At 66.9% G+C, this 15314-nt stretch carries 13 protein-coding genes and 1 tRNA gene; 4 read left to right on the top strand and 10 right to left on the bottom strand.

The window, feature by feature from the left end; translation table 11 throughout:
- Positions 1-63: 63 nt before the first annotated feature.
- Complete coding sequence (locus AC1HFW_RS31135; RefSeq protein ID WP_479286373.1) at positions 64-582, top strand: hypothetical protein; 519 nt, start codon at positions 64-66, stop codon at positions 580-582.
- Between the two features lie 63 nt (positions 583-645).
- On the opposite strand, the gene pssA is transcribed toward AC1HFW_RS31135, so the two are convergent.
- The 4 genes from pssA to AC1HFW_RS31115 all read right to left on the bottom strand — a co-directional run bounded on the left by pssA (position 646) and on the right by AC1HFW_RS31115 (position 5011).
- Entirely contained in the window at positions 646-1419 is a 774-nt protein-coding gene (gene pssA, locus AC1HFW_RS31130; protein WP_006389119.1) for a CDP-diacylglycerol--serine O-phosphatidyltransferase, read from the bottom strand.
- A 235-nt stretch (positions 1420-1654) separates the two neighbouring features.
- On the bottom strand, positions 1655-2671 hold the full coding sequence (gene ilvC, locus AC1HFW_RS31125; protein ID WP_006393281.1) for a ketol-acid reductoisomerase: 1017 nt from the start codon (positions 2669-2671) through the stop codon (positions 1655-1657).
- 68 nt (positions 2672-2739) lie between these two features.
- Positions 2740-3231, bottom strand: coding sequence for an acetolactate synthase small subunit (ilvN, locus tag AC1HFW_RS31120; protein WP_006217868.1), 492 nt, complete (start codon positions 3229-3231; stop codon positions 2740-2742).
- 10 nt (positions 3232-3241) lie between these two features.
- Complete coding sequence (locus tag AC1HFW_RS31115) at positions 3242-5011, bottom strand: acetolactate synthase 3 catalytic subunit (RefSeq protein WP_346780045.1); 1770 nt, start codon at positions 5009-5011, stop codon at positions 3242-3244.
- A 440-nt stretch (positions 5012-5451) separates the two neighbouring features.
- Here AC1HFW_RS31115 and AC1HFW_RS31110 point away from each other — a divergent pair, with 440 nt between their 5' ends.
- Complete coding sequence (locus tag AC1HFW_RS31110) at positions 5452-7674, top strand: FUSC family protein (protein WP_198485385.1); 2223 nt, start codon at positions 5452-5454, stop codon at positions 7672-7674.
- Between the two features lie 78 nt (positions 7675-7752).
- Here the strand turns inward: AC1HFW_RS31110 and yaaA are convergent, their stop codons facing one another.
- The 3 genes from yaaA to AC1HFW_RS31095 all read right to left on the bottom strand — a co-directional run bounded on the left by yaaA (position 7753) and on the right by AC1HFW_RS31095 (position 10721).
- A complete protein-coding gene (yaaA, locus tag AC1HFW_RS31105) occupies positions 7753-8523 on the bottom strand; it encodes a peroxide stress protein YaaA (protein ID WP_479286371.1) in 771 nt (256 codons plus the stop codon).
- A 16-nt stretch (positions 8524-8539) separates the two neighbouring features.
- Positions 8540-9322: a 3-hydroxybutyrate dehydrogenase gene (locus AC1HFW_RS31100; protein WP_006393277.1), complete on the bottom strand. Its 783-nt coding sequence runs from the start codon at positions 9320-9322 to the stop codon at positions 8540-8542.
- Positions 9323-9470: 148 nt separating this feature from the next.
- Positions 9471-10721: a cation:proton antiporter domain-containing protein gene (locus AC1HFW_RS31095; RefSeq protein ID WP_006393276.1), complete on the bottom strand. Its 1251-nt coding sequence runs from the start codon at positions 10719-10721 to the stop codon at positions 9471-9473.
- A 257-nt stretch (positions 10722-10978) separates the two neighbouring features.
- On the opposite strand from AC1HFW_RS31095, the gene AC1HFW_RS31090 reads away from it, so the two are divergent.
- A tRNA-Ser gene (locus AC1HFW_RS31090) sits at positions 10979-11069 on the top strand.
- Positions 11070-11142: 73 nt separating this feature from the next.
- Here AC1HFW_RS31090 and AC1HFW_RS31085 read toward each other — a convergent pair.
- The 3 genes from AC1HFW_RS31085 to AC1HFW_RS31075 form a co-directional block, all read right to left on the bottom strand.
- Positions 11143-12123, bottom strand: coding sequence for a Bug family tripartite tricarboxylate transporter substrate binding protein (locus AC1HFW_RS31085; protein ID WP_479286370.1), 981 nt, complete (start codon positions 12121-12123; stop codon positions 11143-11145).
- Positions 12124-12226: 103 nt separating this feature from the next.
- A complete protein-coding gene (locus tag AC1HFW_RS31080) occupies positions 12227-13135 on the bottom strand; it encodes a dihydrodipicolinate synthase family protein (protein ID WP_061072274.1) in 909 nt (302 codons plus the stop codon).
- A 13-nt stretch (positions 13136-13148) separates the two neighbouring features.
- The gene (locus AC1HFW_RS31075) at positions 13149-14276 is read right to left on the bottom strand and encodes a mandelate racemase/muconate lactonizing enzyme family protein (protein ID WP_006393273.1); all 1128 of its coding nucleotides are present in this window, start codon (positions 14274-14276) and stop codon (positions 13149-13151) included.
- A 158-nt stretch (positions 14277-14434) separates the two neighbouring features.
- Between AC1HFW_RS31075 and AC1HFW_RS31070 the strand changes: the two genes are divergently transcribed.
- Positions 14435-15313: a LysR family transcriptional regulator gene (locus tag AC1HFW_RS31070; RefSeq protein ID WP_061072275.1), complete on the top strand. Its 879-nt coding sequence runs from the start codon at positions 14435-14437 to the stop codon at positions 15311-15313.
- Position 15314 lies beyond the last annotated feature (1 nt).

Here is a 15314-nt window from a genome sequence, read left to right as displayed (position 1 = left end):
CACCGCCAACTCGCCGCCGGATGCCGCATCGCCATCCCGGCGGGAGGCCACAGGAGCAATAATATGTCGAATTATTACAAACTTGCCCGCACCACCCTGGCCGCCGCGGCCCTCGCCAGCCTGGCCGCCTGCGCCAACCTGGCCCAGGTTGCCCCCGGCACGCCCCTGGCCGACGTCCAGGCCCAGTTCGGCCGGCCCAACTTCGAATGCCCGCAGGCCAACGGCGGCCGCCGCGTGATCTGGACGCAACAGCCCATGGGCCAGTATGCCTGGGGCGCCAATGTCGGCACCGACGGCCGTGTCGACCGCGTCATGCCGCTGCTGACCGATGCCCACTTCAAGGTGCTCGAACAGGGCCAGTGGAGCCCCGAGCGCGTGCGCTGCGAATTCGGGCCGCCCGCCCGCATCGAGGAAGCTGGCCTGGGCGAAAAGCGCGAAGTCGTGTGGTCGTACCGCTACAAGGAAAACAGCGTCTGGAATTCGCTGATGTACGTCTACATGGGCCGCGACGGCAACTCGCTGACCCACTTCCATCCCGGCCCGGACCCGATGTACGACGATGACCGCTTCATGTGGCGCTGAGCTCCACCCGGTCCGCCAATGAAAAACCCGCCGGAAGGCGGGTTTTTCATTGCCAGGGCCAGGTCAGGAAGACTGGCCGCGGCGCTCCTGCTGCAGCCGGCGGGCGCGGTTCCAGCGCCAGGCCCAGATGACCCAGCCCGAAAAGCCGTACAGCACGAACAGGCCGAACAGCACCACCGGGGGATCGCTGGAGACGAACACGAACACCGCCACCACCAGCAGGATGCCCCAGAACGGCACGCTGCGGCCCAGGGCGAAGCTCTTGCCGCTGAAGAACGGGGCGTTGGACACCATGGTGATGCCGGCGTACATGGTCAGCGTGAACGCGACCCAGGCCATCACGCTGTCGTGGATCGGCAGCTTGTTGTCGACCGCCAGCCACACGAAGCCGGCCACCAGCGCCGCCGCCGCCGGGCTCGGCAAGCCCTGGAAGTAGCGTTTGTCGACCACCGCGATATTGGTGTTGAAGCGCGCCAGGCGCAGCGCGGCCCCGGCCACGTAGACGAACGCCGCCAGCCAGCCCCAGCGGCCCAGGTCGTTCAGGATCCATTCGTACATCACCAGCGCCGGCGCCACGCCGAACGAGGTCATGTCGGACAGCGAGTCGTATTGCTCGCCGAAGGCCGACTGGGTATTGGTCAGGCGGGCCACCCGGCCGTCCATGCCGTCCAGCACCATGGCCACGAAAATGGCGATGGCGGCGACCTCGAAGCGGTTGTTCATGGCCTGCACCACGGCATAGAACCCCGCGAACAACGCCGCGGTGGTGAATGCGTTGGGCAGCAGGTAGATGCTTCGGTGGCGGTTCTCGGAATCGCGCATGGAAAAATTGGGCATGGTCTCAATTACTTACGACAGACATTGAAAGGTTAACTCATCTGGCCCCGCAACGGGCCGCAGCAAGGGCCATGCCCGCCGCGATCCGGCCCCGCCGGCGCGAAAAGCGCCGCCCGCGCCCCGGTGGCGCGCCCGCCTCGGGCACTTTCCGCGCAAATAAAAACGGCATGCCCTCGCGAGGCATGCCGCTTTCGGCCGGCGCGCGCGGGGCGCAAGCCCCGCGCGGAAACCGGAATCAGTTCTTGGACTTGTCCACCAGCTTGTTGGCGGCGATCCAGGGCATCATGGCGCGCAGCTTGCCGCCCACCACTTCGATCTGCGATTCCGCGTTGATGCGGCGGCGCGAGGTCAGCGTCGGGGCGCCGGCGGTGTTTTCCAGGATGAACTTCTTGGCGTATTCGCCGGTCTGGATGTCCGTCAGGCACTGGCGCATGGCCTTGCGGGTTTCGTCGGTGACGATCTTCGGGCCGGTTTCGTACTCGCCGAACTCGGCGTTGTTCGAGATCGAGTAGTTCATGTTGGCGATGCCGCCTTCATAGATCAGGTCGACGATCAGCTTCAGTTCGTGCAGGCACTCGAAGTACGCCATTTCGGGCGCGTAGCCGGCTTCCACCAGCGTGTCGAAACCGGCCTTGATCAGTTCGACGGTACCGCCGCACAGCACGGCCTGTTCGCCGAACAGGTCGGTTTCGGTTTCTTCGCGGAAGTTGGTTTCGATGATGCCGGCACGGCCGCCGCCGTTGGCGCTGGCGTACGACAGGGCCACGTCACGCGCGGCGCCCGACTTGTCCTGGTAGACCGCGACCAGGTGGGGCACGCCGCCGCCTTGCTTGTAGGTGTTGCGCACCGTGTGGCCGGGGGCCTTCGGGGCGATCATGATGACGTCGATGTCTTCACGCGGCACGACCTGGCCGTAGTGGACGTTGAAGCCGTGGGCGAAGGCCAGGGCGGCGCCCGCCTTGATGTTGGCGTGCACTTCCTTGTTGTAGACCGAGGCGATGTTCTCGTCGGGCAGCAGCATCATGACGATGTCGGCCGACTTGACGGCTTCCGCCACTTCCTTGACTTCCAGGCCGGCGTTGGCGGCCTTGTTCCACGAGGCGCCGCCCTTGCGCAGGCCGACGATGACCTTCACGCCCGACTCATGCAGGTTCTGCGCGTGCGCGTGGCCTTGCGAGCCATAGCCGATGATGGCAACGGTCTTGCCTTTGATGAGGGAGAGATCGCAGTCTTTGTCGTAGAAAACTTTCATGGGGTGCTCCAGATATCTTGGATATTCGTTGGTTCGTATGTAGGGTGCGGCTTGGCCTGGAAGGCCGGTCAAATCTTCAGAATCCGTTCACCGCGGCCGATGCCGGACACGCCGGTGCGTACGGTTTCAAGGATGGCACTGCGGTCCAGGGCCTCCAGGAAGGCCTGTACTTTTTCCTGCACCCCGGTCAATTCGATGGTGTAGGACTTGTCGGTCACATCGATGATGCGCCCGCGGAAGATGTCCGCCATGCGCTTCATTTCCTCGCGTTCCTTGCCGACCGCGCGCACCTTCACGAGCATCAGCTCGCGCTCGATGTGCGCGCCTTCGGTCAGGTCCACGACCTTGACCACGTCCACCAGGCGGTTCAGGTGCTTGGTGATCTGCTCGATGACTTCATCCGAGCCGGTCGTGACGATGGTCATGCGCGACAGCGTGGCATCCTCGGTCGGCGCCACGGTCAGGGTCTCGATGTTGTAGCCCCGCGCCGAGAACAGGCCGACCACGCGCGACAGCGCGCCGGGCTCGTTTTCGAGGAGGACGGAAATCACGTGCTTCATGGTGGCCTCCTTACAGGTCTTCAGAGCCGAGCAGCATTTCGGTCAGCCCGCGGCCGGCCTTGACCATCGGCCACACGTTTTCGGTGCGGTCGGTGATGAAGTCCAGGAAGACCAGGCGCTCCTTGTGCTTCTTGAACGCTTCGCGCAGCGCCGGCTCGACGTCGGCCGGGCGCTCGATGCGCAGGCCCACGTGGCCGTAGGCCTCGGCCACCTTGACGAAGTCGGGCAGCGAATCCATGTACGACTCGGAGTAGCGCGAGCCGTAGTCGATCTGCTGCCACTGCCGGACCATGCCCAGGAAGCGGTTGTTCAGGCAGACGATCTTGGGCGTCAGGCGGTACTGCGCGCAGGTCGACAGTTCCTGGATGTTCATCTGGATCGAGGCCTCGCCGGTGATCACGGCGATGTCATGACCCGGATTGGCCATCTGCACGCCCATGGCGTACGGCAGGCCCACCCCCATGGTGCCCAGGCCGCCGGAGTTGATCCAGCGGCGCGGCTTGTCGAACTTGTAGTACTGCGCCGCCCACATCTGGTGCTGGCCCACGTCTGAGGTGACGAAGGCGTCGCCGCCGGTCACTTCCCAGAGCTTTTCCACCACGTACTGCGGCTTGATGACTTCGTCCGAGTTGGCGAACTTGAGGCATTCCTTGCCACGCCAAGTCTCGACCTGCTCCCACCACTTGGCGATGGAAGCCGGCTTGTGCTCGGCGGCGGCGGCCTCGTACTGCGCGCTCAGGTCGGCCAGCACATCCTTGACGTTGCCGACGATCGGGACGTCCACGCGCACGCGCTTGGAAATCGACGACGGGTCGATATCGATATGGATGATCTTGCGGGCGTTCTGGGCGAAGTGCTTGGGGTTGCCGATCACGCGGTCGTCGAAACGGGCGCCGATGGCCAGCAGCACGTCGCAGTGCTGCATCGCCATGTTGGCCTCGTAGGTGCCGTGCATGCCGGGCATGCCCACGAACTGGCCGCTGCTGGCGGGGAAGCCGCCCAGGCCCATCAGGGTGCTGGTGCAGGGCGCGCCCAGTTGCGACACGAGCTTGTTCAGCTCGGGCGCGGCGTTCGACAGGATGACCCCGCCGCCGGTGTAGATCATCGGCCGCTCGGCGGCCAGCAGCATCTGCACGGCTTTCTTGATCTGCCCCTGGTGGCCCTTGTTGACGGGCGCGTAGGAACGCATCGAGATCTCGCCCTTGGGCGGGGTGTACTTGCACTGCGCGACGGTGATGTCCTTGGGGATATCCACCAGCACCGGGCCGGGACGGCCGGTGCGCGCGATGTAGAACGCGCGGCGCATGGTTTCGGCCAGGTCCTTGACGTCACGCACCAGGAAGTTGTGCTTGACGCAGGGACGGGTGATGCCGACGGTGTCGCATTCCTGGAAGGCGTCCTCGCCAATGGCCGCAGTGGGCACCTGCCCGCTGATGATGACCATCGGGATGGAGTCCATGTAGGCGGTGGCGATGCCGGTGACGGCATTGGTCACGCCCGGACCGCTGGTCACGATGCAGACGCCGACCTTCTGCGACGAGCGCGAGTAGGCATCGGCCGCGTGCACGGCGGCTTGCTCGTGACGAACCAGGATATGCTGGAATTTGTCCTGCTTGAAAATCGCGTCGTAGATGTAGAGCACCGCGCCGCCAGGGTAGCCGAAAACGTGTTCCACGCCTTCATCGGCCAGGCAGCGCACGACGATATCGGCGCCATTCATTTCCATGTTGTCATTCCTTTCAAAACCGGCCCTGCAACCCTGACTGCTGCGCGCCCGGATACGGCGGCAACTGAACCCATACCGGCTACGGCAACATGATCCGGCGCTTAGCGGCTCACGGAGCCACGCCACCCGGACACCCTGCCGACCCGGCACACGCTCGACAGAACGCAGTGCTAACGCCCCTTGGGGACGCTGGAGGTCGAAATGGAAGCCTTGGCAACACACGCTTGTGGCGCGGCCAACGGCAAATGTATCTGCTGCGGGATGGCTGGGAGGTGACCCTGGCCATCCGCCTCATCGCACCGGTTTCGGATAGGCAGACCGGCGCAAGTGGAGCAATTTACCGCGTTGCGTCAAAGCTAGCAAATCGAGGTTTCGCGGACGTTGCACGGAAGTCGCGCCGGACCCCGCGGGAAAGTCCGGTAACCATCCGACCCCTAAAAGGCCGCCAGCCTCTCTATACTTGACGCGTCACCCGGAACCGAGTCCCGCCGCCCATGGATCTGCGCATTGCCAGCATTCGCCGCTTCCTCTACAGCCACTACTTCTTCGGAGGGGTGCGCCAGGGGGTGGGCATGCTGTTGCCGGTGCTGGTGCTGGGCGGGCTGTTCGGCCACTACGCGACCGGCCTGGTCGCCACCTTCGGCGCGCAATGCCTGGCCATCATCGACCAGCCCGGCGGCCCGCAGCGGCACCGCACCAACGAGATGCTGGGCGGCGCGGCGCTGGGCACGCTGACCGTCATCATCACCGGCCTGGCCTCGACCCACCCCGTGCTGATCTGGCTGGTGGTCATCGCGCAGTGCTTCGTCTATTCGATGCTCACCGTGTTCGGCAAGCGCGGCGGCCTGATCGGCTTCGCTGGCCTGCTGCTGATGACGCTGACCATGCATTCGCCGCTGGAACCGCACGAGGTGCTGGCGCACGCCGCCGCGACGCTGGGCGGGGCGCTGTTCTACGTGGCGTTCAGTCTGGGATTTTCACGGCTGTTCTGGCTGCGCGAGGAGCAGCAGGCGATGTCGGTGGCGCTGTTCGCCACCGCCGACTACGTCGCCGCGCGCGCCGCCTTCTACGACGAGACCGCCGACCTGGACGAGGCCTACCGCAACGTCATCCAGCGCCAGTCCATCATGACCGAAAAGCACCAGGCCGCGCGCGACATGGTGCTGCGCGCCCTGCCCCGCGGCAAGGGCCTGGGCGACCGCCGGCGCGTGATGATCTGGAACATGTTCGTCGACATGCTGCAGTTGCTGGATACGCTGGTGGCCACCCACACCGACTACGCCGCGCTGCGCCGCGCGCTGGCCGGCAACGACTGCCTGATGTTCATGCGCGACGCGCTGGTGAAGATGTCGCTGGAGCTGAACCGCATCGCGCTGGACGTGTCGCGCGGCCGCAAGGTGCAGTACCGCAGCAGCGCCAAGGCCGAGCTGCGCGCCATCGAATACGAGATCGAACAGCTCAAGCAGCAAGGCCTGGGCGAGCGCGAGCCCGAGATGCTGGCGCTGATCGTGCAGGTGCTGCGCCGGCTGCGCAACTCGGCCCGCATCGTCGACCGGCTGGCCGATCACACCGCCGCTTCGCCGCACGCCAAGCCCACCGACGTGCTGCGCATCAACAAGTCGCTGACGCGCTTCATCTCGCGCCAGGAATTCCGCGTCGGCCTGCTGACCAGCAACCTGCGGCTGGACTCGCCGCACTTTCGCTACGCGCTGCGCGTGACGGCCGCCGCCGCCATCGCCATGACGCTGGCCAGCCGCTGGCTGTCGCCGGCGTTCTCGGCGCACAACTACTGGATCATGCTGACCATCGTCATCATCATGAAGCCGGGCTTCGCGCTGACCCGCCAGCGCAACGGCTGGCGCCTGATGGGCACGCTGATCGGCTGCATCTGCGCGCTGCTGCTGTTCAACGTCACCGACAAGCCCGCCATCCTGTTCGCGGTCCTGCTGGGCGCCTGCATCATGGGCAACAGCATGGTGCAGCTGAACTACATGGCCAGCGCCATCTTCAACACGCTGTTCGTGGTGCTGGTGTTCCACTTCGTCTCGCCCGGCACGGTGTCGATGTCGGTGATCGGCGAACGCGCCATCGACACCCTGATCGGCTGCGCGCTGGCGCTGGTGTGCAGCTACATCCTGCCGTGGTGGGAGGCGCGCTACCTCAAGCCGCTGGCGGCGGCCGCCACCCGCGCCAACCGCGAATACCTGGTGGCCGGCATGCGCTACGTGGAAGCGATGCAGGCGCACGGCGCGCCGGTGGGCGCGGCCGCCGACGCGACGCCCGCGGTCACCGACGCCGACCTGGCCTGGCGCCTGGCGCGCAAGAACGTGCACATCGCCTTCAGCAATTTCGCCGAGGCCTTCTACCGCATGATGAGCGAGCCCAAGTCGCACCAGGTCAGCGTGCCCGAGCTGAACAACCTGCTGATCCAGAACCATGTGCTGGCCTCGCAGATCACCGCGGCCATTCCCATCCTGGCCGCCCTGCCCGCCACGCCCGAGGCGGTGCAGCGGGCGCTGGCCGGCATGGTCGACCTGCTGGACGAGAACCGCGCGCAGGCGCCCGCCGACCTGCCCACCCAGTTCGACACCGAAGGCGAGCAGGCGGCGCTGGTCTATCCGGTCAAGCAGATGCTCAAGGCCACCCACATGATCCGCCAGGAACTGCACGCCCTGGCCGATCCACAACATGCGCCGCCGGTGGCGGCGCCGGCCTGACGCGTCCCTCTCGCCGCGTGCAACGAAAAAAGCCGGCCCCTCGCGGAGCCGGCTTTTTCAATGGCGCGTCCGGGCCGCTCAGAGCTTGCGGCGGAACACCAGCTTGTTTTCGGTGGAGGCCGAGGCGTCGTACTGGTAGCCTTCCAGGTCGAAGCCGTGCAGGCCTTCGGGCTTGGACACCTTGTGCAGGATGGCGTAGCGCGCCATCAGGCCGCGCGCGCGCTTGGCGTGGAAGCTGATGATCTTCCAGGCGCCGTTCTTCCAGTCCTGGAACACGCACTGCACCACGCGCGCCTTGAGCGCCTTCAGGTCGACCGACTTGAAATACTCTTCCGACGCCAGGTTGACGATGACCGGCGCCTTCTGGCCGGCCTGGCGCTCGTTGAGGTAGTCGGCGATGCCGCTGCCCCAGTACTCGTACAGGTTCTTGCCCTTGGGCGTTTCCAGGCGCGTGCCCATTTCCAGGCGGTACGGCTGCATCAGGTCCAGCGGCCGCAGCACGCCGTACAGGCCGCTGAGGATGGCCACGTGTTCCTGGGCCCAGTCCAGCTGCTTGGCCGACAGCGTGGAGGCCTCCAGGCCTTCGTACACATCGCCGTTGAAGGCCAGCACCGCCTGGCGCGAATTGGCCTGGGTGAAGGTGCGCTTCCAGTGGCCATAGCGCTGCACGTTGAGTTCGGACAGCGCCGGGCTCAGGCTCATCAGTTCGGAAATGTCGTCCGCGGTCTTGGTCTTCAGGACCTTGATCAGGCCGGCGGCCTGGTCCACGAACAACGGCTGGGTGTGCGTCTCGACGTGCACCGGCGAGTCGTAGTCCAGCTTCTTGGCGGGGGAAAGCAGAAACAGCATTCGAAGATTCCTTTGATCAGCGCGCCGTCCAGCCGCCATCGACGGAGACGGTGGTGCCGGTGATTTGCGCGGCGGCATCGGAGGCCAGGAAAACGGCCGTGCCGCCCAATTGTTCGGGCGTGACGAACTGCAGCGACGGCTGCTTTTCGCTGAGCAGTTCGCGCGCGGCGGTTTCCTGGTCGACGCCATTCTTTTCGGCCAGCGCCGAGATCTGCTTTTCAACCAGCGGGGTGCGCACCCAGCCCGGGCAGATGGCGTTGGCGGTAATGCCCTGGCCGGCGGCTTCCAGCGCGGTCACCTTGGTGAAGCCCACCACGCCGTGCTTGGCGGCAACATAGGCCGACTTGTTGGCCGAGGCCACCAGGCCGTGCGCCGAGGCGATGTTGATGATGCGGCCGAAGCCCTGCTTCTTCATGTGCGGCAGCGCGGCGGCGGTGCCATGGAACACGGCCGACAGGTTCAGCGCCAGGATCGCATCCCATTTTTCCGTGGGAAAGTCCTCGATCAGCGCGGTGTGCTGGATGCCGGCGTTGTTGACCAGGATGTCGATGCGGCCCATCTGGCGCACCGCGTTGTCGATCAGGCCGCGCACGGCGTCGCCCTTGGACAGGTCGGCGCCGTCGTACAGCACCTTGACGCCATGCTGGGCGGCCAGGCCGGCGCGCACCTTTTCGATCTCGGCGGCGTCGCCGAAGCCGTTCAGGACGATATCGGCGCCCTGCGCGGCCAGCGCGGTGGCGATACCCAGGCCGATCCCGCTGGTGGAACCGGTGACGACTGCGACTTTTCCTTTGAGCATAGATGTTCTCCTGTGGCGGGGCGCGGAAGGCGGGCGACGGCCAAGACACACCGGCCGGCGCCGTGGGCGAAACACGGGCTGAAAAACAGCGTCAAGTGTAGCTGCCCGGCAAGGCGCCCATCATGCCATGTCCCCACGCGCCGCGGGGTCAAGGGCGCGGCGGCGGATCGGGCCGCGCCGCCGAGGGCGCCGGCGGCGCGGCATCCTGCCGTTCCGGCGCCGAGCCAGCGGCCGCTGGCGGCGCCGGCTCGGGCAGGTCGGCCATGCCGCCAAACCGTTCGGGAACGCGCTCGAGCAGCTTGATCAGGATCGGCACCACGCCCATCGACACCGCCACCACCACCGCCAGCACGTCGCGCTGGTCCAGGTCCATCAGGTGGTTGTCCCAGGCCTCGTTGAAGATCGCGAAGCTGAACTCGCCGCCCTGCGCCAGCACCATGGCGAACAGCAGGCGGTGATAGCGCGGCAGGCCCAGGACGCGCGCGAAGCCGTACAGCACCACCGCCTTGACCAGCAGCAGCGCCGTCACGCCGCCCAGGATGAAGCCCCAGCGCTCCGCCACCACATGCAGGTTCACGGACATGCCGATGGCCACGAAGAACAGGCCCAGCAGCAGGCCCTTGAACGGCTCGATGGCGTTTTCCAGTTCATCGCGATAACGCGACTCGGCCATCAGCACTCCCACCAGGAAGCCGCCCAGGCCGGCCGACAGGCCCGCGTAGTTGAACAGCTGGGCCGTGCCGATCACCATCAGCAGCGCCGCCGCGGTGAACAGTTCCTTCAACTGCGCCTTGGCCGCCCAGCCCAGCAGCCGCAGCCGGTAGGCCACGGCCACCACCGTGACCGCGATCAGCGCTTCTTTGAAAGACGGCTCGGCGGCGCCGCCCGATCCCAGCAGGCCGGCCGCCACCAGCATCGGGATCGCCGCCATGTCCTGGAACAACAGCACGCCCAGTGCCGAACGTCCCATCGGCGCGCGCGTCAGGCCGCGCTCTTCCAGCAGCCGCATGGCCACCGCGGTCGACGACAAGGCCAGCGACAGCCCGCACAGCACCGCCGCCTGCCAGCCCATCCCGGCCAGATGGCGCAGGGCCGCGCCGAACACCAGCCCCAGCAGCAGTCCGCAGGCCAGCATCTGCATCGCGCCCAGCGCGAAGACCTCGCGGCGCATCGCCCACAGGCGCCGGGGCGCCAGTTCCAGGCCGATGATGAACAGCATCATCACCACGCCCCATTGCGACACATTGACCATGTCGCCCACGTCGGTCACCAGCTTCAGGCACGACGGCCCCACCAGTACGCCGGCCAGCAGGTAGCCCGGGATCGCGCCCAGCCCCAGCCGCTGGGTCAGCGGCACGCACAGGACGGCGGCAAGCAACAGGATGAGGATCAGATTCATCGGCGCGATGCGTGCGGATCGAGACAGTCCGATTCTGCGCAAAGAATGCCCAATGGGGAAGTCGGGGAAACCGTCTGAAGCGCCCGACATCGAAAGGCTTTACACAAAAGTTTTTTTTGCTGTAGAATTGCGGGCTTCGCTGCTCCGACAACGCAGATTCTTCCGACCAGGAATCTGATCGTGGGAAACCAGGAACCGCTGATGGACTAACCCCCAGCACCGGCCACTGGAATTTCACCGTTGCGGAACCCAGCCACGGAGAGGTGGCAGAGTGGTCGAATGTACCTGACTCGAAATCAGGCGTACGGTATCCCCGTACCGTGGGTTCGAATCCCACCCTCTCCGCCAGTATTCAAAAAAGGCCAATCCCCCGGGATTGGCCTTTTTCTTTGCGTCTTTTGCTACCGCCCGGTCCCGCCCCCTACCCTTCGGCCACGATCTTCGCGTCCAGGATGGTCTTGGCGTACTTGCGCTGCTCGTCGCGCATGAAGTCGGCGAAGCGCTGCACGCTGCCGCCGCCGTCTTCGGCGCCGACCTGGGCCAGCTTTTCCTGCACGTCGGCCATGGCCAGGACGCGGTCGATGTCCTGGTTCATGCGCGCGATCATGTCGGCCGGCATCTTCGCCGGGCCGACCATGCCGAACCAGATGCTGGCCTCGAACCCGGGATAGCCCTGTTCGGCCACCGTCGGCACGTCGGGCTGGCTCTTGGAGCGCTGCTGCAGCGTCTGCGCCAGGGCCAACACCTTGCCGGACTGGATCAGCGGCGTGGCCGTGGTCATGCCCTCGAAGCAATACTGCACGTGGCCGCCCAGCAGGTCGTTCATCAGCGGCGCCGATCCCTTGTAGGGCACGTGCAGCACGTCGATGCCGGCGCGGGCCTTGAAGATCTCCAGCGCCAGGTGCTGCGCCGAGCCGCTGCCGGCCGAGCCGAAGATGATCTTGCCGGGCTGCGCGCGGCACAGCGCCACCAGGTCGGGCAGGGTCTTGGCCGGCTGCGCCGCGCCGCCGATCAGCAGGGTCGGCGTCTTGCCCACCAGCGCGATGGGCGAGAAATCCCGTTCGGCCGAATAGGCCAGCTTGGGCTGCAGGCCGGGCGCGATGCCGTGGCTGTTGACGTGCGCCATCAGCAGGGTGTTGCCGTCGGGCGGCTGGCGCGCCACCTGTTCGGCGGCGATGATGCCGGCCGCGCCGGCGCGGTTCTCGACGATCACCGGGATGCCCCACATCACGCCCAGCTTCTGGCCCAGCAGGCGCGCCAGCACATCGGTGCCGCCGCCCGCCGGAAAGCCCACCACGATCTTGACCGGGCCAGGCGGCAGCGGTGGCTGCGCCCTGGCCGATGGCAGGACGAGCGCCGCCCCCAGCGCCGCGGCGCCGGTAATGAATTCCCTACGTTGCATGGTTGTCTCCTCGCGCGCCGGGTCCATGCCCGGCGACTGTTGGTAAGCCTTGCCCGCCGCGGCCGGCTGGGGCCACGGCGTCCTGCGGGTGCTGCGATCGCGGTCAGGCCGCGGGCGCCGCCAGCCGCTGCGCCAGTTGCGCCGATTGCGCGGCGTCCAGTTCCACCAGGGGCGGCCTGACCGTGGCCCAGGCCGGATCGTTGCGCCGCTGCGCGATCGCGGCCTTCATCGCCGGGATCATCGGGTACGACTGGAAGATGGCGCGGGTCTCGTTCAGGGCGCGCTGGCGGTCCTCGGCGCCCGCCTCGCGCCACGAGCGGTACAGCGCGACGATCGGCGCGGCATTGACGTTGCCGGTGGCGGTGATGCAGCCCGCGCCGCCCGCCCGCATCGTGTCGAGCAACACCGTTTCGGTGCCGGCGAACACATCGAAGCCGCGTGGCTGGAAGTCGCGCAGCATGGCCTGGGTGTTGGCCCAGTCGCCGGAACTATCCTTGATGCCGGCGATGATGCCGGGGAACTCGCCCAGCAGCCGGTCGATCAGCCCCAGGCTGATCGGCACGCCCGACACCGGCGGGATGTGATACAGGTAGATGCGCAAGCGCTCGTCGGCCACCCGTTCGATCACATGGGCGAAGGCGCGGAACAGGCCCTCGTCGCTGACGCCCTTGTAGTAAAACGGCGGCAGCATGAGCACGCCGCCGCAACCGGCGCCGACCGCGTGGCGCGTCAGCTCCACCGCGTCGGGCAGCGCGCAGGCGCCGGTGCCGGGCATCATGCGCGCGGCCGGCAGGCCGGCCTCGAGCAAGGCGTCCAACAGATGGCGCTTTTCCGCCACGCTGAGCGAATTGGCCTCGGAGTTGGTGCCGAAGATCGCCAGCCCCGCGCCCTGTTCCAGCAGCGCGCGGCAATGCCCGACGAAGCGCGGCGCGCTCGGCGACAGATCCGCATTGAAGGGCGTGAGGACCGGGGAATAGACGCCTTGCGGCCGGTCCGCGGCTCGTGTGCTCATGAAGACTCTCCTGTCAGCGGCCGATACGGGTCCACTTGCCGTAGCGTTCGACCATGCGTTCATCGAAACCGAATCCCAGCCCCGGCTCCTGGTGCAGCACCACGCGGCCCTGTTTGTGAGTCAGTTGGCGGTCCACCAGCTTGCGGAAATTCAGGACCTGATCGTCCCAGAAAAACTCAACATAGCGCGCATTGGGCGTGGCGGCCACCAGCGGCGCGTGCACGTCGTGGAACCAGTGCGGGCACACCACCACGCCGTAGCTGGCGGCGGTGGCGGCAATGCGCTTCCATTCGGTGATGCCGCCGCACACCGCGGCGTCGGTCTGCAAAATGCCGGCCGCGCCCTTGTCCAGCAGCTCCTTGTGGTACCAGCGGCCATAGCCGATCTCGGCGGTGGCGATGGGCAGGTGCGTCAGGCGCGCCAGCTTGGCGTGGCTGTCGATGTCATCGGGACCGAAGGGCTCTTCGATGAAGTACGGCTCGTACTGCTCGAAGCGGCGGATGTACTGCATGGCCTGGGTCACGTCCTGCCAGGCGTTGTTGCAGTCCATCATCAGCTCGACGTCCGGCCCCACGGCCTCGCGCGCCGCCTTCAACCGCGCCTCTTCCTCGCGCGGCGACAGGCGGCCGGTCTTCATCTTGACGGCGGCAAAGCCCTTGGCGACGTAGCTCGCCATTTCCTCGCCCAGGTGCTGCGGCGTCTTGCCATCCAGGTAGTAGCCGCCGCTGGCGTAGGCCGGCACCGACTCCAGTTCGACCGCGCCCAGGAACTTGTGCAGCGGCAGCCCCGCCGTCTTGGCGTTGAGGTCCCACAGCGCGATGTCGAGCGCGCTGAGCGCGCGCATCACCGTGCCCTGCCGCCCTTGCAGCAACGCTTCCTGGTACATGGACTGCCACAGCCCTTCGACCGCGTGCGAGTCCTTGCCCAGCAGCACCGGCGCCAGCAGGCTCTGCACCGCGGCCTCGAAGATCGCGCCGCCGGCGCTGCCGACGTAGCAAAAGCCGATGCCTTCGACGCCATCGGTGCTGCGGACCTTGACCAGTCCGTAGTGGCGGGTGGAGACGGTGCGGTTCGAAAACGAGGTGACCTTGTCCAAGGGCACCGCGGCGGCGCAAACGTCGATGGATTCAATGATGGGCACGGCTGGCTCCTGATAACGGGAATGGTGCGGGTTGCGCTGCCGGCGCGCCTTGCGCCGGCGCAACGCTCAAGCGCATTCTTGCCGCCGCCAAAGAAACAAACAATTATCTTGATCCATATTTAGAATATGAAAAAAACATCTTCCCGAGGCGCCAGACGATGGATTCGCGATTCCTGCAGACCTATGTGCACGTGGTGGAACTGGGCTCCATCGCGCAGGCCGCGCGCCACCAGGGGCTGACACCGGCCACCGTGCAACAGCGCCTGCGCGCGCTGGAGGCCGACATGGGCAGCGCGCTGATCGCGCGCTCGGGCCGCACGGTCAAGCCAACCGCGGCCGGCACCCGGATCCTGGAACGCGCCCGCAACGTGCTGCGCGATCTGCGCGACCTGCGTTCGGCGGCCACCGAGTCCGACCTGCCGGCCGGCCCCTTGCGCCTGGGCGCCACGCCCACGGCGCTGACCGGCATCATGCCGCCCGTGCTGCGCACCTGGGCGGCGCGCCATCCCCATATCGAGATCTATATCGAGCCCGCGCCCACCACCCTGCTCTACGGCAAGGTGCTGGCCGGTGAACTGGACGGCGCGCTGCTGGTGCATCCGCTGTTCGCGCTGCCCAAGTCCTGCGTCTGGCGCGACCTGCGACGCGAGCCGCTGGTGCTGGTGACGCCCGCCGACATGGCGGTGTCCGACCCGCTGGCGGTGATCGCGCGCGAGCCCTACATCCGCTATGACCGCAGCGTGGTGGGCGGCCGCATGGCCGACGACTACCTGCGCGCCCGCGACCTGCGGCCGCACGTGCGCTTCGAGCTGGACGGCATCGACTCGATCGCCAAGCTGGTGTCGGAGGGGTTGGGGGTGGCGCTGCTGCCGGACTGGGCCACCACGGGCGCGTCCGCGCCAGTCAGGCGCTGGCCGCTGCCGGCCCCCTGTCCGGCGCGCAGTGTCGGCGCGATCTGGCCGCGCTCGGGCGTGCGATCCGAATTGATGCGGGTGTTCGTGGAGATGGCGGAACGCCAGGCGGCGGCGGAGCGCTGAA

This window comes from Achromobacter sp. ISS7 (genome assembly GCF_056523125.1).
Note: the sequence above shows the minus strand (reverse complement) of the source record. Positions and strands in the feature narration are given on the sequence as shown.